The organism is Pelobacter seleniigenes DSM 18267 (assembly GCF_000711225.1).
GTDB lineage: Bacteria > Desulfobacterota > Desulfuromonadia > Desulfuromonadales > Geopsychrobacteraceae > Seleniibacterium > Seleniibacterium seleniigenes.
This window is the reverse complement of sequence record NZ_JOMG01000002.1, coordinates 1446357-1469901: the sequence shown is the minus strand read 5'-3', so window position 1 is coordinate 1469901 and position 23545 is coordinate 1446357. Positions and strand designations below refer to the sequence as shown.

At 56.6% G+C, this 23545-nt stretch carries 22 protein-coding genes; 10 read left to right on the top strand and 12 right to left on the bottom strand.

Translation table 11 applies throughout. The features are described from left to right. Nucleotides 1-376: 376 nt before the first annotated feature. The 6 genes from N909_RS0109420 to N909_RS0109390 all read right to left on the bottom strand — a co-directional run bounded on the left by N909_RS0109420 (nt 377) and on the right by N909_RS0109390 (nt 5127). Nucleotides 377-613, bottom strand: coding sequence for an SHOCT domain-containing protein (locus N909_RS0109420; protein WP_029914371.1), 237 nt, complete (start codon nt 611-613; stop codon nt 377-379). A gap of 97 nt (nt 614-710) precedes the next feature. Then, a complete protein-coding gene (locus N909_RS0109415) occupies nt 711-1097 on the bottom strand; it encodes a DUF302 domain-containing protein (RefSeq protein WP_029914370.1) in 387 nt (128 codons plus the stop codon). Between the two features lie 185 nt (nt 1098-1282). Further along, on the bottom strand, nt 1283-1516 hold the full coding sequence (locus tag N909_RS23805) for a YHS domain-containing protein (protein ID WP_036683047.1): 234 nt from the start codon (nt 1514-1516) through the stop codon (nt 1283-1285). Between the two features lie 173 nt (nt 1517-1689). After that, nucleotides 1690-3972: a heavy metal translocating P-type ATPase gene (locus N909_RS0109400; protein WP_029914369.1), complete on the bottom strand. Its 2283-nt coding sequence runs from the start codon at nt 3970-3972 to the stop codon at nt 1690-1692. A gap of 34 nt (nt 3973-4006) precedes the next feature. Continuing rightward, the gene (locus N909_RS0109395; protein ID WP_029914366.1) at nt 4007-4609 is read right to left on the bottom strand and encodes a hypothetical protein; all 603 of its coding nucleotides are present in this window, start codon (nt 4607-4609) and stop codon (nt 4007-4009) included. Nucleotides 4610-4698: 89 nt separating this feature from the next. After that, entirely contained in the window at nt 4699-5127 is a 429-nt protein-coding gene (locus N909_RS0109390; RefSeq protein WP_029914364.1) for a heavy metal-responsive transcriptional regulator, read from the bottom strand. Nucleotides 5128-5715: 588 nt separating this feature from the next. Between N909_RS0109390 and N909_RS25680 the strand changes: the two genes are divergently transcribed. From N909_RS25680 to N909_RS0109375, 4 genes are all read left to right on the top strand, one after another. After that, the gene (locus N909_RS25680) at nt 5716-5883 is read left to right on the top strand and encodes a hypothetical protein (protein WP_155005908.1); all 168 of its coding nucleotides are present in this window, start codon (nt 5716-5718) and stop codon (nt 5881-5883) included. An 11-nt stretch (nt 5884-5894) separates the two neighbouring features. Beyond that, nucleotides 5895-6215, top strand: coding sequence for a zinc ribbon domain-containing protein (locus N909_RS26565; RefSeq protein ID WP_084167643.1), 321 nt, complete (start codon nt 5895-5897; stop codon nt 6213-6215). 24 nt (nt 6216-6239) lie between these two features. After that, nucleotides 6240-6776 carry an OmpH family outer membrane protein gene (locus N909_RS0109380; protein ID WP_029914363.1) on the top strand — a complete coding sequence of 179 codons (537 nt, stop codon included), beginning with the start codon at nt 6240-6242 and terminating at the stop codon, nt 6774-6776. A 151-nt stretch (nt 6777-6927) separates the two neighbouring features. Next, complete coding sequence (locus tag N909_RS0109375) at nt 6928-8274, top strand: hypothetical protein (RefSeq protein WP_029914361.1); 1347 nt, start codon at nt 6928-6930, stop codon at nt 8272-8274. A gap of 272 nt (nt 8275-8546) precedes the next feature. Here N909_RS0109375 and N909_RS0109370 read toward each other — a convergent pair whose 3' ends face one another. From N909_RS0109370 to N909_RS0109355, 4 genes are all read right to left on the bottom strand, one after another. Further along, a complete protein-coding gene (locus tag N909_RS0109370) occupies nt 8547-9830 on the bottom strand; it encodes a radical SAM protein (protein WP_029914360.1) in 1284 nt (427 codons plus the stop codon). A 3-nt stretch (nt 9831-9833) separates the two neighbouring features. Continuing rightward, nucleotides 9834-12254 (bottom strand): glycosyltransferase, encoded by a 2421-nt coding sequence (locus N909_RS0109365; RefSeq protein ID WP_051689648.1) that lies wholly within the window; start codon nt 12252-12254, stop codon nt 9834-9836. Nucleotides 12255-12357: 103 nt separating this feature from the next. Continuing rightward, nucleotides 12358-13188, bottom strand: coding sequence for an FRG domain-containing protein (locus tag N909_RS0109360; RefSeq protein ID WP_036683045.1), 831 nt, complete (start codon nt 13186-13188; stop codon nt 12358-12360). Nucleotides 13189-13190: 2 nt separating this feature from the next. Then, nucleotides 13191-14513, bottom strand: coding sequence for a PhoH family protein (locus N909_RS0109355; RefSeq protein ID WP_029914354.1), 1323 nt, complete (start codon nt 14511-14513; stop codon nt 13191-13193). A 175-nt stretch (nt 14514-14688) separates the two neighbouring features. Here N909_RS0109355 and N909_RS0109350 point away from each other — a divergent pair, with 175 nt between their 5' ends. Genes N909_RS0109350 through N909_RS24575 form a run of 4 tightly spaced genes read left to right on the top strand, consistent with a single transcriptional unit; the run spans nt 14689 to nt 19650 of the window. Further along, the gene (locus tag N909_RS0109350) at nt 14689-17139 is read left to right on the top strand and encodes a hypothetical protein (RefSeq protein WP_051689647.1); all 2451 of its coding nucleotides are present in this window, start codon (nt 14689-14691) and stop codon (nt 17137-17139) included. Further along, nucleotides 17090-18130 carry a phosphatidylserine decarboxylase gene (locus N909_RS0109345; protein ID WP_051689646.1) on the top strand — a complete coding sequence of 347 codons (1041 nt, stop codon included), beginning with the start codon at nt 17090-17092 and terminating at the stop codon, nt 18128-18130. Before N909_RS0109350 ends, N909_RS0109345 begins: the two co-directional genes overlap by 50 nt. Then, nucleotides 18120-19166 (top strand): prolipoprotein diacylglyceryl transferase family protein, encoded by a 1047-nt coding sequence (locus N909_RS0109340; protein ID WP_029914351.1) that lies wholly within the window; start codon nt 18120-18122, stop codon nt 19164-19166. The genes N909_RS0109345 and N909_RS0109340 overlap by 11 nt, the downstream gene beginning before the upstream one ends. Continuing rightward, nucleotides 19153-19650, top strand: a complete 498-nt coding sequence (locus N909_RS24575) for a DUF2062 domain-containing protein (RefSeq protein WP_051689645.1) — start codon at nt 19153-19155, stop codon at nt 19648-19650. Before N909_RS0109340 ends, N909_RS24575 begins: the two co-directional genes overlap by 14 nt. A gap of 127 nt (nt 19651-19777) precedes the next feature. Here N909_RS24575 and N909_RS0109330 read toward each other — a convergent pair whose 3' ends face one another. Together N909_RS0109330 and N909_RS25675 are read right to left on the bottom strand one after the other, a co-directional pair. Then, nucleotides 19778-20740, bottom strand: a complete 963-nt coding sequence (locus tag N909_RS0109330; RefSeq protein ID WP_245613590.1) for a HAMP domain-containing protein — start codon at nt 20738-20740, stop codon at nt 19778-19780. A gap of 216 nt (nt 20741-20956) precedes the next feature. Further along, nucleotides 20957-21304: a hypothetical protein gene (locus tag N909_RS25675; protein WP_155005906.1), complete on the bottom strand. Its 348-nt coding sequence runs from the start codon at nt 21302-21304 to the stop codon at nt 20957-20959. Between the two features lie 47 nt (nt 21305-21351). Here N909_RS25675 and cysK point away from each other — a divergent pair, with 47 nt between their 5' ends. Then, a complete protein-coding gene (gene cysK / locus N909_RS0109325; protein WP_029914348.1) occupies nt 21352-22311 on the top strand; it encodes a cysteine synthase A in 960 nt (319 codons plus the stop codon). 75 nt (nt 22312-22386) lie between these two features. Further along, the gene (locus tag N909_RS0109320; RefSeq protein ID WP_029914346.1) at nt 22387-23541 is read left to right on the top strand and encodes a trans-sulfuration enzyme family protein; all 1155 of its coding nucleotides are present in this window, start codon (nt 22387-22389) and stop codon (nt 23539-23541) included. Nucleotides 23542-23545: the final 4 nt, after the last annotated feature.

The following is a 23545-nucleotide window of genomic DNA, read 5'->3' as shown; positions in this document are numbered from 1 at the left end:
TCAAAAAACAACAGCATTGAGTGGAGCCTTCCCGGGCTTGATCTCCCTCCGAAACAGGAAGGTCCGAATCGTGGCAAGCACCGTAACGCAATTCAGATGTGGCAGATGGCATGACCTGGCTCAGGCAGGTCTGATCATGACAGCGGCGGGCGTGGTGGGTTGTTGAGCAAAACCATCAATTAGAATAATAGCAGAAGTTTATGCCTGCTCGTGGCGGCAGGAAAAATTATTGAGCGAAAAGACAGTATTTATGGTCCGTTCCTGAATTAGAGCCGGGCTCCATAAACCGAAAGGATTGGCGGCAAATGGATCATCAATGGATCTTTGTTGCTGTTGTCAACCGTTGAACGTCGTCTGCCTTCACCTTTTCGGCCTTTCAAGAACGCAAATCCTGCTTCATCCGGTCGAACTCCTCTTTATTGATTTCCCCTTTTGCGTAGCGCTCCTTCAGGATATCTTCGGCGCTTTTATCTGCATGTCCGGGCCCCTTCTGAGACCAATGACCGGTTCCCCGGATAACCAGATAAATAATAATCCCCCAAAACAGGATCATCAGGATCCAGCCGAAGCCGTGTCCCATTCCGTAAATGCCATCTCCAAACCCGTACATCATTGAGCCCTTCTCCTTTATCGCCAATCACTATCGATTCTGTTTGTGCTGATCTGAGCGAAGCATCAGGATGCTTCCGGCTGCACCCGCCTGTACGCGCCTATAAATCGGCAATAACCTGCCTGAGTTTGCCCTGAATTTCTTGCGCAATCTTACCCAGGCCTGGGTTTTGAACCGCCATCATCGAAGCCAGCGGGTCAATGGCCGAGACCTCAACACTGCCATCGTCCCATTCCTGAATCACGACATTGCAGGGGAGCATAGTCCCGATATAAGGTTCGGCCTGTAATGCTTCATAGGCATAGGGCGGATTGCAGGCTCCCAGAATCAGGTAATTACGAAAGGACACGCCCAGCTTCTCTTGTAACTTACTGGTGACGTTGATTTCAGACAGAATGCCAAAGCCATGTTCCGCCAGTTTATTCTTCACGATTGTTACGGTCTCTGCGAAAGCGGAGGCAACCTTTTTACTGATGTGATAGGTCATCGCTTCACTCCTTGTGTGCCGCGCTTGAATTAATAGGTCGTTGAAAAAGTCCATCTCTGGTCTTTTTCAAGCTCGGTGGAGAAAAGTGCGATTTCCTCCACCTTACAAAATCAATGAGTTAAAAAGGCGTCATTGATTTTGATCGCCCATCCATGGGCTCGACAGGCTGTTTTTTCAACAGCCTGTTAATGACAGCTCGGCTTCTTGTTGCCGAAGGCTTGATGATTCTCTTTGGCCAGACGTTCCAGAAATCTGGTGAAGACACCTTTCTTCCTGGGGTGCAGATATTTCTCCGGGTTGTTGGCAAAGTTCTCTTTGCACTGCTCCGAACAGAAATAATAGGTCTCACCATGCTGTTCGATACGCTGGCTCGTCTCTGTCTCGGAAACGTCCATGCCACAGACAAGATCTTTCCTCATAAGGATCTCCTTAACTTTTTTGGCATTAATTTGCCCTTTGCCGTATACAGCCACAAGCTCAGGGATAAACTGAAAACTGTGGCCACCAGAGTGGGAAGATTCGGAATCATAAAGTCGTCTCCTTGTCCTTATCAGGTTGTCGAAAAGGTGCGTCCATGGGCTTACGCAGCCTGCTATATCTTCAGCCTGCGTAACCGCAGGGCGTTGCTGATCACCGAAACGGAGCTGAAACTCATGGCCGCTGCCGCCAGCATCGGGCTCAACAGGACTCCGAAGAGGGGATAAAGAATGCCGGCGGCAATCGGGACCCCAAGGGCGTTGTAGCCGAATGCGAAGACCAGGTTCTGGCGGATATTAGCCATGGTCGCCTCGCTCAATTTGCGTGCCCGGAGGATGCCGCGCAGGTCTCCTTTAACCAGGGTTATTCCGGCACTAGCCATGGCGACATCGGTTCCGGTCCCCATCGCGATACCGACCTGGGCTTGCGCCAAAGCCGGTGCGTCATTGATTCCGTCTCCGGCCATGGCGACAACGCGGCCCTGCTCTTGCAGCTTTTTGATCTCCGCGGCTTTCTGTTCGGGAAGAACTTCGGCCACCAGTCCGTCAATGCCCAGCTTGGCAGCGACGGCCTGCGCGGTGGTATGATTATCCCCGGTCAACATGATGATCTGCAGCCCTGCTTCTTGCAATTGAGCGATCGCTTCGGCAGAGCTTTCCTTGACCGGATCGGCCACGCCGATCAAGCCGGCGGCCTTGCCATCAATGGCGACGAACATGACCGTCTGTCCTGCAGCACGCAGCTCCTCCGCCTGTTGCTGCAAGGGGTGATCCGTTATCTCCAGCTCAGCGAGCAGGGCCTGATTACCCAGGGCGACCTGCTGGCCGGCGACCTGGCCGGTCACTCCTTTGCCGGTGACCGAGGAAAAATCTGCAGCCTCGCTGAGCTCAATATGCCGGTTTCCGGCTTCGGCCACGATGGCTTCGGCCAGGGGATGTTCACTCCCCCGCTCAAGGCTGGCCGCTAGGTGTAAAAAGGTTTTCTCATCCTGGCCCGCAACGACTTTAAGAGAGACCAGTTTGGGTTTTCCTTCCGTCAGAGTCCCGGTTTTATCAACCACCAGGGTATCTATCTTGCGCATGATCTCGATGGCTTCGGCATTTTTAAACAGAACCCCCTGAGTCGCTCCCTTACCGGTGGCCACCATAATGGACATGGGGGTTGCCAGGCCCAAAGCACAGGGGCAGGCAATAATCAGCACGGCCACGGCATTGATCAAACCATGAGCCAGGCGTGGATCGGGACCAATCAGGGACCAGATGATAAAAGTCACCAGGGCCGCCAGAATAACGATCGGCACAAACCATCCGGCGACCCGGTCGGCGAGCTTCTGAATCGGCGCGCGACTCCGCTGCGCCTCGGCTACCATCTGGACGATCTGGGCCAGAAGTGTATCCTTGCCGACCTTCTTCGCCTCAATCACCAAAGCCCCTGTGCCATTGACCGTGGCTCCGATCACCGGGTCGCCGACGGTTTTTTCCACCGGAATCGACTCGCCGGTGACCATCGCTTCATCGATCGCACTGCGCCCTTCAAGCACGACCCCATCGGTGGGAACTTTTTCACCGGGTCGGACCCGCAGTCTGTCCCCGGCCTGAACCTGGTCCAGCGGAACATCCGCTTCCTGACCGTCCGTCTCAATCCGCCGGGCGGTTTTGGGCGCCAGGCCCAGCAAAGCCCGAATCGCTGCGCCGGTCTGGTTGCGGGCGCGCAGTTCCAGCACCTGACCGAGTAGCACCAGCGTGGTGATGACCGCTGCCGCCTCGAAATAGACCGCTACCTCACCATTCTCCCCGCGGAAAGCCGCCGGGAACAGGCCGGGGAAGAGGGTTGCCACCAGGCTGTAAATATAGGAAACGCTGACCCCCAGGCCGATGAGCGTGAACATATTGAAATGACGGCTGATCAGCGATTGCCAGCCGCGGACAAAAAACGGCCAGCCACCCCACAGGACTACCGGAGTTGCCAGAATCAGTTCCGCCCACCTGAGCAGGCGCGGTGCAGCCAGTTGTGCCAGGGGCAAACCGAGCATCGGCCCCATGGCCAGCAGCAGCACCGGAACCGTCAAGATCAGGCTGAGCCGAAAGCGTCGGGACATGTCCTGTAATTCTCTGTCGTCACCGGCGTCAGCGGTTATCTCTTTTGGTTCGAGGGCCATGCCGCAGAGTGGGCAGGACCCCGGACCGCGTTGCTCGATTTCAGGATGCATGGGGCAGGTATAGACAGCATCCTGGTCTGCTTCGACCGACCCCGATTCGGGGTGCAGATAGTGTTCCGGGTCGGCGTTGAATTTCTCCCGGCATTTCACCGAACAGAAAGCATAGGTCTCTCCCTGCCAATCAGCGGTTCCGCCTTTTGATTCCAGTGTGACTTGCATGCCGCATACAGGATCTTGCATGACCTCATCCTTTCTGTTCCGGTGGTTGTCAAATTTAATTGCAGTAGATTTCACCGTGGTCAGATTTTTCCAGACTGCTGTACAGTTTCAATTGGTCAGCAGTCAGGATTTGCCGGGCTTCGTGCAACGCTTGCAGATGACGCAGCTGCATGTTCCCTTCGATTTTGTTGAGTTTCTGAACCAGCGGTTCGGCATCCTTCATCGTCCAGTTTGTTGAGGAGAGAAGGTTGGACAGTTCCAGGCGAACCACATCCGCTTCTGCCGAGGAGCGGATCAGGTCTTTTTGCTCTGCGACGTGCAGGGTATTGAGTTTGTTCTCCTGCTCGGTTGATAGTCCAAGTTTATCGGCCTGGCTCAGCAGGCTGCCATGGCCCATGTCATCGTCATCCATCATGTGACCGGCGTGGCCGCCATGCATCATATCGCCCATATCCTGGTGCCCCATCATGCCACCCATCATTCCGTAGCCGTAACCATGGTGCATGGCACCTGAGAAGGACTCACCCTGACAGGGAGCGACATCGTCCACATCAGACATCATCCCGCCACTGCCATGCGCCATGGCAACTGTGCTGACCAGTGCCGTTGTCCCCATAACAAAACCGATCACCAACATGACCATCCAGATTCTTTTCATCTCTTATTCTCCTTTTTTGTGGGTAGCGTCACTGTTTTGTTTCTGCTCCCGATTGCCGGCAAAGGCCGGTCTGTTTTTCAACTCATTGCTTATGACTGCTGACCGCAGAGCGTCTCGTCTTCTTCCAGCGACTTCAGAATCGGACATTCCTCTATCGGACCACGCCCGTCACAGCAATCATCCAACTGTTCCAGAGCCTTCAGCATGCGCTTTAAATCCTCGATCCGCGAGCGGATGTCGGCTATTTTTTCTTCGGTTATCTGCTTGATATCCGCTTTGGACGCCGAAGAGTCGTGACTGACCCTGAGCAGCTGATGGATCTCCTCCAATGAGAAGCCGAGCCGTTGGGCTTTCTTGATAAAGCGCAACCGCTTGGCCGCAGCCAAAGGGTAGACCCGGTAATTTGCTGCCGTTCGCAACGGGTCTTCAAGCAACCCTTTGCGCTCATAAAAACGAATACTGTCAATACTGACATCGGCCTGCTTGGCGAGTTTTCCGATTGTTAAAAAGTCAGACATACAATGTGCCTCCACCCGTTGTGAATGTCGTTGTTGCGACCTTCATGCCTTAACTCTAAACCCTGGTCCATGGTCCAGGGTCAAGGGTCTTTGAATAAAAAAATTTACTCCTGTCGAATTGATTTTTCTAAAATGATTTCAGAGAGTTATTGTCGTTGTTGAAAATGATTAAATTTTTTTATGAGTATGAAAGCCATTGAGCTTTGGCAAATTCGAGGCTTTGGGTGGGATGTCCGCAGCACGGGGTGTGATGGATATTAAACATGTGCGGAGAATATTCTACAGAAGCGGGGCGTGCTCAAAAAACAGCGTCAGGCTGTTGTGCTCCAAACGGATAAAAAGAAGGATTCATGTCTTAACCGCAACTCTCCATCGTGCTGCAAGCCACTCTCACCGACTTGTCGAAAGGGCCATGCTAAACCTGTCAAATTTTTTGACAATCAGGTGGTGCAAGCCTCCCGGAACAGTCAAAAATTTTTCCGATTTCAATCGTGCTTAAATCATTTTTTCCAATATTTTCATAAAGTTAAAAAGTTGGCACCCTGGTTGCTCTTAGTTGAGAGCAACAATCACGACAAGGAGTTCGTTATGTTGAAAACCATTTTGATACTTATTCTTCTCGCCGGCAGCCTGTTGCTGCTTTCAGCCTGTGCTCCGTGGGGTCCCTGGTGCGGTTATGGGCCTGGACCCTATTCTTACTGGGGGCATGGCGGACACCATGCGGAGAGCTACGGCTACGGCCATCACCGCTACTAGGAGAAGGCACCATGTTCTGTAACTACGGATTTTCGTGGGGGGGATGGCACTTTGGAGGCTGGTTTATGCCCGGATTATTCATACTCATTATTATTGCGATCATTCTCTGGCAAATGCAGAAAAGGCCCACAGTGGTCGCACCTCACCTGAGTTGCCCGAAATGCTCGGGCTCAGTTCAGGCAAGTTATTTCCGCTGCCCGCACTGCGGTGAAGCACTGAAGCACAATTGTCCGAATTGCAGTCGCATTATCGAATACGACTGGCAGTTTTGTCCCTACTGCAACGAGCACCAGACGCAGCAAACCAGCGCGTCCGGCGCTCCAGCAAAATAACGCTTTTCAAAAAGGAGAACGACCATGAAAACAACCAAAGCCAAACGTCACTTCATCGTTTTTACGACAATTTTTGCCCTCCTCGCAATTTCAACAGCAAGTCTTGCCTGCGGCTATTATGACCGGGATGGCCGGGGAACTGGCCGGGCAGCTGGTTATGGCGCAACCAATAGCCAAACCCAACTGACCGCCGAACAGCAACAGAAAGTTGCCGCGGTCAAGGCCAAATATGCCGATCAGTTACAGCAACTGCAAACCGCCATCGACCAAAAAAGCACCGAATACCAGACCGCCAGGGCCAACGACAGCACTACGGTTGGCGATTTGAAACAGCTTGAGGCCGCTATCGGCAATCTTGAGCAGCAGTATCGGGACTTGCTGGATAAGGCGAATAGCGAATCCGGCGGGTTGCTGGCCCAGGGCAACACAGGTTGGTACAATTGCGCCTTTAATGGTGATGACGATCATCACATGGGGTGGATGGAGCATGGCCATGACCGGGGGCACATGGGACGCGGCTATATGATGAACGATGACGACAGCTACTGCTGGCGGGATTAATCCGCCAGCCGGGCCTGCCGTCCGGGCAGGCAACCAGGCAGCAGGATTTTGAACCGATCCTCAGAATAAAAATCATCGTATCAGGGCTCATGAACGAGGTTCCGGTGAATCACCAACCGGAACCTCATAGTCAAACAACAGGAGAGATAACGTGTCTTACCAAAGAAGAGTAGTCATCCTGGGTTTATTCATCGTTGCCAACATGGTCCTGTTAACCGGCTGTGGCGGCGGCTCCGACAGCCACCCCCTGCAATCTGCGAGCGTCTCCGGAACCTTGCAGGATCAGCCAAGCGTAGCGCAAGCACTGAGCAATTTTTTCTCCCCTGCAGCCGTTCAGGCGGATGTCCCGACCATGCTCTATCTGGATAATTCAACAATCCCGATTATGGTTGGGCCAGATGGCGACTTCACCATTGCGGATATTCCTGACGGAGACCATTCCCTTTATTGGCAGGCGAACGGAAGCACCACAAACTTTGAATTTCCTTTTCGCATCCGCGAAAGCCGCGGCCTGGATTTCGGCACGATAACTATCGCTAATGGGATGATCAGCGACTTTACCGGTTTTAACGGCTATCATTTCGGATTCATCGACGAAGACGGCGACGGGATCAATGACAACTTCAGCGATGCGAACGGCGATGGGATCTGCGATCAGAACGGCCGCTATGCCGGGTATTCCTATATGCAGGAACTCGGTTATGTCGATAACAACCACGACGGCGTCAATGATCGCTTTACCGATGCCAACGGTGATGGGATCAATGATGTGACGGGCCTGCCCTATGGACATGGTTTCGGTTACATCGACGCCAACGGCGACGGGATCAATGACCGGTTCGTCGACGCCAATGGCGATGGGATCGGGGACTTATCGGGGATGCCCTACAGCTACGGAGTCGGCTATGTCGATGCGAACGGTGACGGAATCAATGACCGCTTTGTCGACAGCAATGGCGATGGGATTAACGATGTCACTGGCAAACCCTACATGGCCATGCCGGGCTGGGTTGATTTAAACCAGGATGGGATCAACGATTACTTTACCGATAAAAACGGCGACGGGATTAACGACCAGTTCGTCGATGAGAATGGTGATGGAGTCAATGACATCGTTCAGACCAGCTATGCTCACGGATTCGGTTTTGTCGATGCCAACGGCGACGGAATTAACGACCGCTTTGTCGATGCCAACGGCGACGGGATCAACGACCTGGGCAACCGGATGCCTTACCGCTACGGCTATATGGGGCACCACATCGATACTGACGGCAACGGGATCGATGATGCAAGCGGCAATGCTTTCCGCCAATGCTTTGGCTGGGTTGATTTGAATGGTGATGGAGTCAACGATGTTTTCAGAGACGCCAATGGCGATGCAATCAACGATATCACCTCTGTCTCCTATAACTCCGGAATCATGACCGGCATGGGCGGCATGAATCAGCTCAATAACAATTACCAGTGGCCGCACCGCGGCCGAATGGGGCACATGTAGGATCTTGCATGAAAGTTCGGGCTCCGCTTCCACCGTCTAAGCGGAGCCCGAACTTATTCAATATTCAATCGCCCAGTTTGGTCCTGAAAATTTTTAAAAAAATGCCGTCCCCCTCTGCAGCTCATTGCAAAATTTCCTAATTGACTGTTGAACGATTGCCGCGACAAGCCCCGACTCACTTGGTTTGCCAAGATCCGTGGTTAATTCGCTCCGAGGCTGGCGGCTAATTTTTATACTTTGCAAGTCAGGAATGCCAGCAAAGCCATCAGCGGTCAGAATGTGCTGCCGGAGATGGTCGGCTGAAGCTGCTGCCAGCTTTCCAGACGTTGTGAGTTGGGGGCAATGCGACCGTTGAAATAGTGGCAGGCGCGGTAGTAGAGCAGGTCTTCCAGCCAGAGTTTGAAGAAACTGGGATCGGCACACAGCCGGCGCAGCAGCTGGAGCGGAGACTGGCGTATTTGCAGCAGGGGGGCGAACAGTTCCGAAGGGTCGCGGAAACATTCCCAGTCGCAGCGGCGGCAAGGGGTCGACGTTGCACAGCTGGTCGTGTCCAGTTCCCACATGAAACCAAGCTTCTCCTCCCCGCGATAACCGCAGGGGAAGGTCTGGCCACTGGCACTGTCGACAAAGAAAAAGTCCTTGCCGCCCCGGCAGGGCGAGCTTAACTCTGCATGCCCCTGGTACTGTTTGAGCAGGGCGTGAATGCTGCAGCGGGGGGTGAAAATACGCAGTTTGTCGCGGTGGTTCGGGATGCAGTCGGACAGGGCCTGAAACAGCTCCAGCTTTTCAGCCGTGCTGAAGTAGACGACCCGGTCGGCGGCGGTGGCGGCATAAACCGCTTCCGCAGGGGCCTGGTCCGGCGCGCTGTACATGGGGTAGCAGACATTGGCGATGGTAAAGCCGAGGTCGTGGACAAAACTGTAGAAGCGGTCGAAGCCGCGCAAAAAATCAGCGTATTCGAGGCGCTCGCGGTCGTGCTTTACCCCGGCAAAATTGCGGTTGATGCCGAGGTTGGCGGAGAGGTAGAGGCCGCGCTCGGCAAAGATCGGCAGGGCTTTTTCAATGCCGCGCACCACCCCGGGCAGGCCGCGCATCTGTTCATGTGTGGCGACGTCCGAGGAGTCAAGGCTGACCCAGATGTTGCGGATCGGGGTTGCGGCCAGTTGGTCGGCGATGCGTCTGATCCGGTCGGTGAAACCGGCCTGGGCGGAATTACGGAACAGATAGCCATTGGTGCCGGTGCGAATGTAGCGGATGCCGCAGTTTCCCGCATAGGTCGCCAGCTGGCAGATTTGATCGAGGAACAGAAAAGGCTCGCCGCCGGTGAAGGAGAGCGCTGAAATCCCCTTGGCTGCAGCGTGGCGAATGATTTTTTTGGCGCGGGCTTTTTCCAGCGTGGCGCGCGGGAATTTATTGCTGGTTCGCATGCCGCACTGTGGGCAACTGGCGTTGCAATGATCGGTATATTGAATGACCAGCTGACCGGGAACGCGTTTTTTGAACAGCAGCCGACCGCTGACCCTGGCGGCGGCTGCGCTGTTGGAGAGGAACGCCATGGGTCAGTGAACCATCATGTTGGACGCCAGTTTGAGAATCCGCTTGATAGACGACTGGTGCTGGCGATGATGGCGGGAGGTTGCGGGCTGGACCATATCCTGGAGGATGCTGTCCCAGGAAAAGCGTGTTTCGACCCGGCTGCGGGCCGCCGCGCTGAATCGACGACAGAGCTCACCGCCGCTGGCCAGGTCGGTGAGCAGATCGCTGATACATTGCGCCCAGGGGGTGGCGCTGGCCACGCTGAGGGCGTAGCCGGAGGTGCCGTCCTCGATAATCTCCTTGGGGCCGCCGATGTCCGAAACCAGGGCGGGCAGGCCGCAGGCCTGGGCCTCGAGGACCACCATGCCGAAGGTTTCCGTGGTACTCGGGAACACAAACAGGTCGTGGCTGTTGTACAGCTCGGGTAACTGGTCGTAGGCAACCCGGCCGCGAAAAACGACTTCCGGCATGTCGCTGCAGTCTTCCCGCAGTTCTTCCAGATAGGGGCCGGTTCCGGCGATGGTCAAACTGACGTCTGGATGCATGATTCTGACCTGGCGGTAGGCATGCATCAGGAAATCCAGGTTCTTGTCTTTGGAGATCCGACCGACATAAAGCAGTTTGGGGTTCCAGGGACCGTTGTCGTCCGCTTTGGGCAGCGGCCGGAAATGCTCGGTGCGCAGTCCGCGCCGGAACAGCTCCATGTGGCGGTAGCGGTAGCCGCGCTGTTTGAGCAGCTGGATGTATTCGGTGGTCGGGACCAGCAGGGAGTCGAACTGATTGAAAAACCATTTGCTGTACTGCTCAATCATGTTGCTGATCGCCGGTTCATTGACAATAGCCTCCGCTTCCATGGTGAAGTCGGTGTGGTAGATCCCCTTGATCTCGGTGCCGAGCATCCGCCCCATGAGCATGCCGAGCAGTCCGACCGGGCCGGGCGTCGAAATGTAGATCTCGTCGGGATTGTAGTCGTAAACCATTTTCAGCATCCGCAGCACCGACGGCATATTGATCTTCAGCTCCTGGTAATGGGGCAGCTGAAAGCTGTACAGCGGCGGAATGGCCAGGGTTGAATGGGGGAGTTCGCTCTGCTGCTGTTCTTCGGTCAGACTCGACATGATGCGGATGTCGTAACCCTTTTCATCGGCCAGCCGACCGATGGTCTGCAGGGTCATGGAGACGCCGTTGAGATCGGTCAGGGTGTCGGTCAGCCAGAGAATCCGCTTGTTACTTGGGGTGGCCTGCTTGCTCAGGCTGGCGTCGAGATCGTTGATCAGCTGGCGGTCGCCGAACATGTGGCGGAAGGCGGAAAAGAACGGCACCGACAGAAAGACCCCGGGAATACTCGAAGAGAGGCCCTGAATGATGCGGATGATGTCCATTTCTGCAATGTTGGTATTGAGGGATTCGAGGAGCGAGCGGAAGTACTGATCGGAAATGTCGCCAATGCACTCGTAGAGCAGGTCGAGGCGCGAATCGATATCGTCATGGTCGAGGGTTCGGCTGGTTTCCACCAGTTTGACGATGTTCTGGTAGATGGCGTTGTTCTTCTGTGATTTCATCTTGCTCAGGCGCAGCCGGTCCTTGAAGCTGAGGCGCTGGTCGCTGAACAGGTAGCGGGTCATATCGCTCAAGGTCGACTGGGCAAAGGCGGTGCTTTTGTGCTGGGAGAAATCAAAGGCGATCTTGTAGATGGCAAAGGTCAGCCCCTGGAAATTGTTCTGCCGGCCGCGCGGCCGCAGCCGCCCCTGCTTGATCTGTTCGATGAATTCCTGCGGGGTTGCCGCCTCTGCTTCAGTGCAGGTTTTGGCAATGAAAAAGCCGGCGTGATCGTCGGAGCCGCCGCTCAGGGCTTTGCGCCAGGGGCTTGGTCCCCAGGGCTCAATGCCGTGTTTTTGCTGCAGCCGGGCGATGTCCTCCGCAGTCAGCTCGAGCAAGACCCGCGACAGGACATCGTTGTTGAGAATGCTGCGGCTGCCGTTGCGCCCTTCGAAATTGTTGAACAGCAGGATCAGCTTTTCCAGATGATCGAGGGTCAGCTTGCCGTTGACCGAATAGGTGGCATGGGCGACCACGCAGGCAAGATCCTCTTGCTGGAGATAATCGCGCAGCTTGTAGATATTCAGGCGTTTTTTCTGGATTTTTCCGAACTGCTCACGATCCAGGCCGTAAATCAGGATGTGGACCTTGCAGTTGTCCTCGGGAAAATAAGCGGTCGACTCCACCCCGGTGAAGCAGTGTTTGGGATGTTTCTTGACCAGCTCCAGGGAGGCTTTGATGCGGTTGTGGTCGGTGATGGTCACAAAATCCATGCCGCGTTTGCGGGCCATCTTGTAGACCGTTTCCGGTTCGGTATAGGACTCGGAGGCACCGAGGCGCTGCAGGAACCACTCAGAAGGATGATTGGAATACTTGGAATGTACGTGTAGATCGACTTGAGCCATCTTATTCTCCATCTTTGGCGTTTTTATTAATTATGGAGAGTTAAATTAGGCGCAGATGAGAGCTATGTAAGAATATGATGTGCCCAGGCTGGTGGCCCGCTGATTAAGCGACCCGCGCCGGCGTCAGCCGTCCCAGTTCCTGCTTGGGGCTGTACTGGCGCTTGAGCCAGGAACTCAGCCCGTCCAGGCCCGGGAACAGCACCCGTTCGGAAATGTTGGCCTGGTCGAGCTTGTCGCGGATTTCCCACTTCAGCGGCGCCGGAATGATAATCCGCCGCCACAACCCCGGGTGGCCGGCCAGCCAGCTGTCCAGGGCCTGAACGGGGTCGGGCATGACGCTGAACAGGGCGTACTGGTTGGTGATCCGGTCATCGATGGAAGGAGGTTCGAAAAACAGGGCGAAATTCTGTTGGCCCGGCGCGCTGAACTCCTGCAGGCTGGTCAGGGTGGCCGAGAGCATCTCCACGGTGAAGACGTTGGCCCCCTCCTCTTCCAGTTTCTCCATCAGGTGACGCGGCAGCAGCTGGTGGGTGTGCAGGTAGTTGACCGCCCAGATCACCCCGTCGGTGGCAAAGCGTTCGATATTGGCGGTGGCAAAGTGCAGCGCCACGTAGGGGGAATAGGTCCAGTCAAGGAGCCGGGTCGGCAAGCCGTAGTGTTGGGCCACGGCCAGCCAGTGCCAGACCGAGTCCTGCTCGACCACATTGCTGCGGGCGTATTTTTTAAAATTGCGCAGCAGGTGGCGTTCCAGGCTCTGATAGGGGCCGCCCAGCCGCATCAGGGTGGTTTCGAGCCGGTAAGCGCTGTCCGACAGGCCACGAAAGGCGTAACGCGAACGAAACCGGCCCAGGTCGCCGTTCCAGGCATCTTCAAACAGCTCATCCTGCAGCTGAGCCCAGCTGTTGACACGAATATCGTTCGCCAGTTCGGGCATGGTCAGAGCAGCTCGCAGGCGGCATTGGCCAGGGGCGACCGTTCCCCGCGGGTGAGGACGATGTGGCCGGCCAACGGATTGGCGCGGAAACGTTCGACCACATAGGTCAGACCGTTGCTGGAGGCATCGATATAGGGATTGTCGATCTGCTCCGGGTCGCCGGTCAGGACAATCTTGGTCCCCTCTCCGGCGCGGGTGATGATGGTCTTGACCTCGTGCGGGGTCAGGTTCTGGGCTTCATCCACGATCATATACTGGCGCGGGATGGAGCGGCCGCGGATATAGGTGAGGGGCTCGACCGAGATGATCCCCAGGTCTTTGAGTTCCTGGTGGCGGCGCTGCTTGTTCTTGCCGGACCCATCATTGAGCAGCAGGTCGAGATTGTCGTTGATCGGCTGCATCCAGGGCGCGAGCTTCTCTTCCACATCGCCGGGCAGAAAACCGAGATCGCGTCCCATGGGAAAGACCGGCCGTGATACCAGCAGGCGTGAATAAGCGTTGGCTTCGGTGACCATCTGCAGACCGGCGGCCAGGGCCAGCAGGGTTTTACCGGTCCCGGCCCGGCCGAGCAGGGTCACCAGGTGGATACCCGGGTGGGCCAGCAGTTCCAGGGCGAATTTCTGTTCCAGGTTACGCGGGGTGATGCCCCAGAAACCTTCCTGCGGGGCGCTCTGCAAAGGCAGGACCGCGTTACTTTTGGGATCATACCGGCCGATGGCCCGCTGGCGGTCATTGTCCAGCGCATTGAGGACCAGGCAGGTGTGCGGCGGGGGCGGATCTTCAAAATGGCTCAGTTTCTGTTCCTGGAAGAAGCGATCGATCTGTTCGCTGACCAGGTTATAGCGCAGCATGCCGGTGAAGAGGTTGTCCAAGGAGACCTTGCCGGTTTCATAGTCTTCCACCGGCACGCCGACGGCATGGGCCTTGATGCGCAGATTGATGTCCTTGGTGACCAGGGTGGCCAGCCCCTGGCAGCGCTGCTTTTCCTGCAGGGCCAGGGCCAGGATCTGGTGATCGACGCAGGGGGTGCGCAGTTCCTGCGGCAGCTGGTCGAGACAGCTGTTGCGGGTAACCACCACCCGCAGTCGGCCGCCGTTGGCGAGCGGCACCCCGCCGTTGGTCAGGACCCCCTGCTGACGCAGCCGATCCAGCTCCCGCGATACCTGGCGGGCATTGCGGCCGTTTTCACTGCCGTCTTTCTTGAACCGGTCGAGCTCCTCAATGACCGGGAGGGGCAGAATGACTTCGTTATCTTCGAAGGAAAAGAGGGCATTGGCATCGTGAAGCAGGACATTGGTGTCGAGCAGGTAAGATTTTCTGGTCAAAGGGATCCTCCTGAGAATTTTTACTGAGCATGCCGGAACATTGTTAAGAAATGATGTGATGAGTTGAAAAAAACAAATTGGCAGGTATTAACAGGATACTGACACAGGGTTAATCAAGGCCACATAATCCCGCCTTATGGTTCCGTTGCATATTGCAAAGGAGAACCATTTGACCATGTCAAGAGCCCTGAAAGCCCTCTCCTCCGCCAGCCGCCAACTGCCGGCTGACCTGGAGAGTTGTTTTGCCGCCCTCGGCCTGATTGCGGGGGAACATTCCACCAAGGACCTGCCGTTCACCAGCGGCGACATCACCGCCGGATCGGAAACCGAACTGCAGGCGGTCGTCGTCGGTCGCCGCGAGCAGGTCGACCTGCCCCAGGAAATCGAGCATTCGAGATTTTTCGCCAATCTACAGCGCCGCACCCGCAGCGGGGAGACGCCGGAAAGGCGCCTGGCCGAGCTGCAGGAATATCTGGCTGCCGCCGGCCAGCAGGTCTGGGAGAACAGCTGGGTGCGGTTTCCGCGGCGGTGCTTGTCGAATTTTGCGGAGAAGGTTTTCAACCATGACCTGCTCGCCGACAAGAATTGTCCGGCGGCGGGGAAACGAAGTGATGCGGCACGTTTCCAGGCCCATGGGGACAACGGGGAGCCTTATTTGCGGGTGCCGGTCAGCTATCTGCTCAAGTTGGCCCTGGCTGACCTGCTCGGCAACCAGAAGCTGCCCGCGGAACTGCAGCAGGTCGGTGAGGGTCTGCTGGAACACTACCTGAGTGACAACACGTCGCCGGAAACCTTCTCTTTCCACGTTGAGCAGCTGGTTCCGGAGCGCGGCATGGGCGCGGCCCTGGCCCGCGAGACCGCCAAACGCTATCTGCTCACCCAGCTGTTGCTCCACTATGCTAATCATCACTTCGGGCTGCTGGAACGCGGCCAGCGGGCGCTGATCTATTTTGCGCCGCATCCGCCGCTGCGCCAGAAGGCGCTCAACGACATGGTCCCGGATACTTTCTACCGGCAGCTGTTCATGAGCCCCTGCTTGTCGGGCTGGAATCGCGGCGAGGGCAAACACAGCTACATGGAGCTCTGCCATCAGGTGCTCAGCCGCAGCCAGCTCAACGCTGTGGCCAAACTGCGGGAAGCGGGGATCATCACCAACAATCTGGTGGTGCTGCCCAATCTGTCCAATACCAGCCTGTGCAACAACGGGGTGCATGTCAGCCTCGGCAGCCGTCAGCTGAGCGAAGCCTGTGCCGCAGGAGGGGCCTACGGCCCGGCCCAGGAAAAATACCTCGGTGATTTGGGCTGCAAGATCATGGAGCATTTCCTGCCCCTGTTCGTGACCACCTACAGCGCCGCACCCTACCGGCTGGCCTTTGCGGATTTCCATCCAGAAAAGGCCCTCGGCTTTCTCCCCCATCAGCTCGATTTCACCCACCTGCGCATGCTCTGGCGACGCTGGAAGAAAAAAGCCAGCCTCTCCTTCTTCGGTCATGCGCTGACCCCGTTCGGTCCGCCCCGCTTTGACCGGTTGCTCAGTCGCTGTTTCGCCATGCGCGGCGACCTGGTCCCGGACCTGCGGGTCCTCGACTATCCGCTCTGTCTGCTCAGCAGCGAACAGAGTCCGGCTTATAACGGCCGGCTCGGCAATCAGGAGCAGCTCAAGGAAGACCTGGCGGATATGGGGGTGTTCGATCGGCAGATGTCGCTCTACCAGTTTTTCAAACTGCGCGAGTATGCCGGCATGGGGTTCAGCGGTTTCGAGGGGCGCCATTACAGCCTGTTCCCCCATTTTGAAGATGATCTCGGGGCGGCCACCAATCTGCAGTTACTGATCACGGCCCTGGCCTTCAAGTATATGTTCACCGGCCAGGTGCGGCATCGCTACATTCCGGATACCCCGTTCGTCGAAAGCGAACGACGGCAGATTTTTTTCGGCATGGCCATCGGCATTCCGACCTTCTATGTGCTGAAAAACACCCGCAACCGGTTTTTGCTGAAGATCCTCAAACGCACTGAGAGGATCCGTTCCAGCCGGCGCTATCCGGGCTATCTGCGGGTTTACCATCAGGATTATTGCAAGGCCCTGCTTGCCCTGCTGCGGGAAGATGCCGCAGAACTGATCGAAATGTTCGGCTTTACCGGACTCCTCAACGATCTGCAGTTGCGGCTGGAACAGCCACAGCAGCATGGGGCGGCCGGGCGTCTGGTTCAGGGGATGACCGGCACGGCCTCGAAGAATGCCTTGCGGCTGGAGGCCGCAGACTTTAACCGGAGCATGGAAAAATATTATCGGGAAACCTTGCGCCGCGATCATATGGCGCAGGCTTTCGGAATCTTTCGGCGGGACCTGCAGCAGCTGGAAAACGAAGGACTGGCCGCAGGTTGCGGCCGCCAGCTGCTTGCTGAACTGATGCAAGGCAAAAGTGTTGAGCGCTTTGCGAAGGCCACTGAAGAGGACCTGCTTAACGACCAACTGGGCTGCCAGCCGCTGACGCGGCTGCTCAACCTGCTGCTGTTGAGCGAATACTGCGATCGGCAACAGCTTTGTCCGCAGCCCCGCAGCAAACAGGAGCAATATGAATCTGACTCATCAATACATCGAACGATCCAGCGGGCGCGTCTGTGATGAACCCCTGTTCGGCGATCGCATTGTGCGCTGGTTGTACCACCCCGTGCGTGAGAATGCCCCGCGGCTGTTCAAGCTGCTGACGGGTTCCAGAGCCTCCCAGGTCCTCGGATTTCTCAACTACGACATGATGCTCGGCACCCGGATCTGGGGGCAACAGCGCTTTCTGCGCGAGGTCGGCGGCAACCCGGCGGAATGTTTTGACCCGCTCCATAGCCTCGACACCGCGCGCAAGGTCTTTGAGCGCAAAATCCGCTACTGGGATTGCCGGCCGCTGCCGGAATGTGCCGAGGCGATCGTTTCGCCGGCCGATGCGCGGGTGCTGGTCGGTTCCCTGAGCGAGCAGCCGACTCTGGAGATCAAGAACAAGTTTTTCACGCTGGCCGACCTGCTCGGTAACCGCAACCGCGAACGGCTGGCCCGGTTTAAAGATGGGGATTTCGCCATTTTCCGCCTTACCCCGGACAAATACCATTACAACCATGTGCCGGTCAGCGGCAAGGTGGCCGATATCTATGAGCTGGATGGCAGCTACCATTCCTGCAACCCCCAGGCGGTGGTGACCGAGGTGACCCCTTTTTCCAAGAACCGTCGGGTGGTCACGATCATTGATACGGATGTCCCCGGCGGTAGCCGGGTTGGCAAAGTGGCCATGATCGAGGTGGTGGCGTTGATGATCGGCGGGATCGTCCAGTGTTACAGCGCGACCCGCTACGATGATCCGCAACCGCTGGTCAAGGGCATGTTCCTGCATCGCGGCAGCCCGAAAAGCCTGTACCGGCCCGGCAGCAGCACCGATGTGCTGTTGTTCGAGCCGGGGCGGGTCCGCTTTGCCGACGACCTGCTGGCCAATCAGCGTCGGCAGGATGTCCAGAGTCGTTTTTGTGCGGGATTTCAACAGCCTTTGGTGGAAACGGACATTCCGGTACGTTCATTGCTGGCCCTGCCGATCACGCGGGACCATGAAAAAGGAGGAAGCGATGATCAATGAACTGTTTGTGCTGATTCTGCTGGTGCTGTTCGGCGCCATGCTGGTCTGGGGTTTTCGGGTGCTGCCGCGCAACGGCTGGCAGATGCTGGCAACCCTGCCGATCCGTCCGCTGGGTAACGGCCAGTGGCAGGGGATCAATCTGACCTGGTACGGTCTGCTCACGGCCAATGCCTATCTGGTGGCGCTGACCCTGTTGATCATTCTGCTCGGTGCCGCCCGGGTGTCGCTGGCCGGGGTGCTGCTGGTCGCGGTGCTGCTGCTGTCCTTGTGTGTCCCGGCCTCGCGGCTGGTCGCCCGGTTGGTGGAAGGCAAGGCCCACACCTTTACCGTCGGCGGCGCGGTGTTCGTCGGAATTCTGGCCGCTCCTTGGCTGGTACTGCTAGCCGGGCGGCTGAGCGGGGCGCAGCTGCCGGTGCTGCCGGTGTTGGCCGCCATCGGCATCGCCTACGCTTTCGGGGAAGGCCTGGGTCGGCTGGCCTGTATCAGCTTCGGTTGCTGCTACGGTAAACCAGTCGCCCAGTGCAGCAGCCGGGTGCGGAAGTATTTCCGCCGCTGGCATTTCGCTTTTCATGGCGAGACCCGCAAGATCTGTTATGCCAGCGGGTTGGAAGGAGAACCCGTGGTTCCGGTGCAGGCTTTGACCGCCCTGCTCTATGTGCTGACCGGATTGCTTGGGATCGAGCTGTTTTTACGGGGCTTTATGGCCACAGCCTTTATTCTGACCCTGCTGGTGACGCAATTGTGGCGAGTGTTTTCCGAATTCCTGCGCGCCGATTATCGGGGCACGGCGCGCTTTTCCGCTTACCAATGGATGGGCCTAGCGGCGCTCCCTTATGCCCTGGCCTGCGGTCTCTATTTTCATACCGCTCCGGCAGCTCCGGCTCTGCCGCAGCTGCTGCTCGGTCTTGCCGATCTGTGGCAGCCGGGGACCCTGCTGTTTCTCCAGGGGATCTGGCTGGTGCTGTTTATTTATACCGGGCGCAGCAGCGTGACCGGCGCCAGCCTGAGTTTTCATATCCACCGTGACCGAATCTGAACCCACGGCTGGCGGTACTTCCTGGCGGCGCCTGCGGCAGGTGCTGGCCGGGCAGCTTCGCCAGGGGCTGAGTCCGCAGCAGTTAGCGTTGGCGCTGGCTTTGGGTGGCACCCTGGGGTGTATGCCGCTACTCTGGGGGACCAGCTTGCTTGGTGCCCTGCTTGCCCTGCGTCTGCGCCTCAACCTGGCCCTGGTGCAGCTGATCAATTATCTCTGTTATCCACTGCAGATCCTGTTGTTTATTCCCTACCTGAAAGGGGGGCGCAGCCTGTTTGGCGCCGCCCGGCTGCCAGTCGACCTGGAGCAGGTTGCTAGCTTGCTCAAGAACGATCCGCTGACCCTGCTTAGCCAGTTCTGGATTGCCAATTTGCAGGGGCTGGTTCTCTGGCTGGCGACGGTGCCGTTCTGGTTTGGCGGCATCTATCTGCTGGTGAGCCGGATTTGCCAATCAGGCGGCCGGAACGATGGGCAGCGTTGCTGTTGAGTGATTGTTGCAGTTAAGGTTGGAGAAAAGCCAGCGGCCGCTCCCGGTTGTCCCGGAAGCGGCCGCTGGTGTTCTTGTGGAGAAGCTGACTTCCCCCCTCAATTTGGCGCAAGGTTTTTAATCAGGATCAGGCCCCGCTGGATTTACGCAGTTTATCCATGGCGATCTTGATACTGATCCGCAACCGCTCCAGCACATCGGCGAGGTGGCCGATTTCGTCCTTGCTGTCGACCTTGATCGGCTCATCAACATCCCCGTCGGCCAGTTCGGAGGCCCGTTCGGTCAGTTCGTTCAACGGGCTCAGCGATTTGTTGACGATCAGTCGCACGGCAATGAAGGAAACGATCAGAATCACCAGCATGGTACTGATGATATGAAGCTGAAGGATGTTTTTCTGCTCGTTGGTTTTGACCATTGACATGGCGACCCGGAAATTGCCCCAGTGTTTTCCTTTGACCAAGATCGGAGAGGCAACATCCCAGGCATCCTGTCCCGCCTCACGTTGATACAGCTTTTGCAGTTCCTCGGGCAAGCCGCCAAGGTTATTTGCTTCGCGCAACAAAATAAACTTTTGGGTAAAGCCTTCTTTGGTGTTCTGAGCGGCTTTTTTACCGGCTTCGTTGGTTAGAATCTGTTTGGTTCGATTCCCCAGCTGGTCTGTTTTCTCATCCCAGGTCAGTGGGTTTTGAAACCTGGTATTGTGGGTTGGCAGGTAGGCACTGCGATCGATGGCTGTCGCTGCAATAACACTACTATCCTTAAGGAATTCATCCTCAATTTCAAGGAGTGCCTTGTCCAGGTAGAAGTCATATTTGGAATGGTACTTGGGCGGGTTGAAACCCGGGATTTCTTCATAATTGGTATCGAAAACGGCGGTGGAGGAGAGAATGCCGTTATCAATGGCTTCTTCCAGAATCATGCCGGTCATCTTGGCGCCCAGAATAGATTCCACGCGGGCACGCTCCAGCACCTGGTTCTCAAGGACCTGGCTTTGGTTCCGGCAGATAAAGAATGTGCCCAGAATCATAATGACCAGGAGGATCAGATTGACATAGATCGTAACCTTGCTACTGATTTTTTTAAACATCATTATCTCCACATTTTGCTATAGGGAAGTTGGAAAAGGGCCTTGGCAAAACAGCTGGAATGGATCACGGATTTGCAGAGGGGTCCTGCTCCAGGGAGTCATTGAACACCTTAAGTTCAATCAATATATGGATAAAATTGAATAGACAATTCCTTGAGATTATAATTATTTTTCACGATAGTTTGAAATTTATAATTTGTTTGTGTCAATATTGTCAAGTCATTTATCCATTCTTTTGCTCTTTTTACGCTGGTTTAGGCCGGTTCCTTCCTGGAAAAACCTTTTTGTGGTTAGACTTAAGCCTGACGAGCCGTTTTTCAAGTGAATCCGCTGCTGGCGGGCGAGTTTCGGCAGGTCGTTGACAAGTCGCGCTTCAGTTCGCGACAGGCCATGACCGAGGCATGGATTAATGGCCTGCAGAACTGCCAACACCAACCTGTTGCAGACGGGCCAACGGTGGCAGAATAGCTGGCGGCAATAAATACCATAAAAGAGATGTGGTAAAAAAAATAGAACTTGACTAAAAAGATAAAGATAGATATTTTCCTTAATACGTAAGTTATCCATTATTTAACCGAAGCTAAGTGAATCCCTAACCTGTCAGGAGGTTAATGATGAATCAGGTGTTTCAGGATAATTCCCTTGCCATCGGGCGGACGCCGTTGGTGCGACTGAATCGGATCGTCGGGTCAGAAGGCGCGACGGTATTGGCTAAAATTGAAGGGCGGAATCCGGCTTACAGCGTCAAATGCCGGATCGGCGCCAACATGATCTGGGACGCAGAGAAGCGCGGGCTGCTGGGAGCGGGAAAAGAATTGATCGAGCCGACCAGCGGCAATACCGGCATCGCCCTGGCTTTTGCAGCGGCGGCCCGGGGGATTCCGATTACCCTGACCATGCCGGAAACCATGAGCATTGAGCGGCGCAAAGTCCTCAAAGCGTTCGGAGCCAAGCTGGAACTGACGCCTGGGAATAAAGGGATGGGCGGAGCCATTGCCCGGGCCGAAGAGATTGCCGCGGCCGATCCCGAGCGTTACCTGTTGCTGCACCAGTTCAACAACCCGGCTAACCCAGAGATCCATCAAAAAACCACCGGCCCGGAAATCTGGGAAGCGACCGGCGGGAAAGTCGACGTACTGATTGCCGGGGTCGGGACTGGCGGCACCATTACCGGGATTTCGCGCTATTTTAAACAGGACCGCAAATATCCACTCCACTCGGTCGCGGTTGAACCGGAGGAGAGTCCGGTTATCTCTCAGCATCTGCGCGGCGAATCGCTGATTCCCGGCCCCCACAAGATCCAGGGGATTGGCGCCGGTTTTATTCCGGCCACCCTCGATCTGGAGGTTGTCGATCAGGTCGAACAGGTGAACAGCGACGACGCGCTGGCCATGGCTCGTCGGCTAGCCCTCGAGGAGGGGATCCTCTCCGGGATCAGTTGTGGCGCAGCCGCAGCCGTTGCGGTGAGACTGGCAAAACGCAGTGAATTCAAAGGGAAGACCATTGTCGTGATCCTGCCCGATTCCGGGGAGCGGTACCTGTCTTCGCCATTGTTCGCAGATATTACCGCATAATCTGGCGGGACAATTCAGCGCTGATGCCCCAGCTTGGGAACGGGGTGATGCTCCATCGAGCTCAGGGAGAATGTTTTGGAAAACGGGCTTTGTTACCATCTTCATACCCGGCTGGCCCAGTTGGGTAATCACAGTGATCCGGCGACCGGGGCGATCAGCTGCGCCATCACTCCGAGTGCCACTTTCCGTCACCCCGCCGTTGGCCAATCGACCGGCTTTGATTACGGGCGGAGCGGCAATCCCACCCGGCAGGTTCTGGAAGAGGGGCTTGCTGATCTGGAAAATGGCGCTCGTGGCTTGGCATTTTCTTCCGGAATGGCCGCGCTGACCACCTTGTTATTGCATTTTCAAAGTGGTGATGAACTGCTGCTGTCGCAGGACCTCTACGGTGGAACCTACCGGGTGGTGGACGGCATCTTCACGCAGTTCGGGCTCAAGGCCAACTATGTTGATACCACCGACACGGCTGCGGTCAGCGCCGCCGTAACCACGCAAACCAGGGCGCTGCTGGTGGAATCACCGGGGAACCCACTGCTGGGGGTAGCGGATCTGGCGGCACTGGCCGAGCTGTGTCAACATCGCAAGCTGCTCTTCATCGTCGATAATACCTTCATGACGCCGCTGCTGCAGCGGCCCCTTGAGCTGGGGGCGGATGTCGTGGTCCATTCCGCGACCAAGTTCATGGGCGGGCACAACGATCTGTCCGCCGGAGCGCTTGTCGCCCGCACTGCGGAGTTGGGTGAGCGGTTGTATTTTTTGCAGAACAGCACCGGTGCGGTGTTGTCGCCGCAGGACAGCTGGTTGCTGATTCGCAGTTTGAAGACCTTGCCGCTACGGCTGGAACGGCAGTGCGCTACGGCAGCTGAACTGGCTCGCTGGCTGGAACAGCAGCCGCAGGTGATGCAGGTCTATTACCCGGGCTTGCCCCAGCATCCCGGTCACCAGCTGATCCGCAGGCAGGCTACGGGGTTCGGGGCCATGGTCAGTTTTCGGGTGGATTCGCCGGTGCGGGCACGGGAGCTGCTGGAGCGGATCCGGCTGATCTCCTTTGCCGAAAGTCTGGGTGGTGTGGAATCGTTGTTGACCCTGCCGGCGGTGCAGACCCATGCCGATATTCCCCGGGAAGAACGGCTGCGGTTGGGGATCGATGACTGTCTGCTGCGGCTTTCCGTGGGAATCGAGGAGGCGGAAGATCTGCGCCACGATCTGGCTCAGGGGCTGGCCGGCTAACGGT

Coding starts and splice junctions, on each gene's coding strand:
- N909_RS0109370 (WP_029914360.1), bottom strand. CDS start 9,830: ATGGCGTTCCTCTCCAACAGCGCAGCCGCCGCCAGGGTCAGCGGTCGG.
- cysK (WP_029914348.1), top strand. CDS start 21,352: ATGAATCAGGTGTTTCAGGATAATTCCCTTGCCATCGGGCGGACGCCG.
- N909_RS25680 (WP_155005908.1), top strand. CDS start 5,716: ATGTTGAAAACCATTTTGATACTTATTCTTCTCGCCGGCAGCCTGTTG.
- N909_RS0109420 (WP_029914371.1), bottom strand. CDS start 613: ATGATGTACGGGTTTGGAGATGGCATTTACGGAATGGGACACGGCTTC.
- N909_RS0109340 (WP_029914351.1), top strand. CDS start 18,120: ATGATCAATGAACTGTTTGTGCTGATTCTGCTGGTGCTGTTCGGCGCC.
- N909_RS0109380 (WP_029914363.1), top strand. CDS start 6,240: ATGAAAACAACCAAAGCCAAACGTCACTTCATCGTTTTTACGACAATT.
- N909_RS0109390 (WP_029914364.1), bottom strand. CDS start 5,127: ATGTCTGACTTTTTAACAATCGGAAAACTCGCCAAGCAGGCCGATGTC.
- N909_RS26565 (WP_084167643.1), top strand. CDS start 5,895: ATGTTCTGTAACTACGGATTTTCGTGGGGGGGATGGCACTTTGGAGGC.
- N909_RS0109365 (WP_051689648.1), bottom strand. CDS start 12,254: ATGGCTCAAGTCGATCTACACGTACATTCCAAGTATTCCAATCATCCT.
- N909_RS0109360 (WP_036683045.1), bottom strand. CDS start 13,188: ATGCCCGAACTGGCGAACGATATTCGTGTCAACAGCTGGGCTCAGCTG.
- N909_RS0109345 (WP_051689646.1), top strand. CDS start 17,090: ATGAATCTGACTCATCAATACATCGAACGATCCAGCGGGCGCGTCTGT.
- N909_RS0109350 (WP_051689647.1), top strand. CDS start 14,689: ATGTCAAGAGCCCTGAAAGCCCTCTCCTCCGCCAGCCGCCAACTGCCG.
- N909_RS0109330 (WP_245613590.1), bottom strand. CDS start 20,740: ATGATGTTTAAAAAAATCAGTAGCAAGGTTACGATCTATGTCAATCTG.
- N909_RS23805 (WP_036683047.1), bottom strand. CDS start 1,516: ATGAGGAAAGATCTTGTCTGTGGCATGGACGTTTCCGAGACAGAGACG.
- N909_RS0109400 (WP_029914369.1), bottom strand. CDS start 3,972: ATGCAAGATCCTGTATGCGGCATGCAAGTCACACTGGAATCAAAAGGC.
- N909_RS0109395 (WP_029914366.1), bottom strand. CDS start 4,609: ATGAAAAGAATCTGGATGGTCATGTTGGTGATCGGTTTTGTTATGGGG.
- N909_RS0109415 (WP_029914370.1), bottom strand. CDS start 1,097: ATGACCTATCACATCAGTAAAAAGGTTGCCTCCGCTTTCGCAGAGACC.
- N909_RS25675 (WP_155005906.1), bottom strand. CDS start 21,304: ATGGATAACTTACGTATTAAGGAAAATATCTATCTTTATCTTTTTAGT.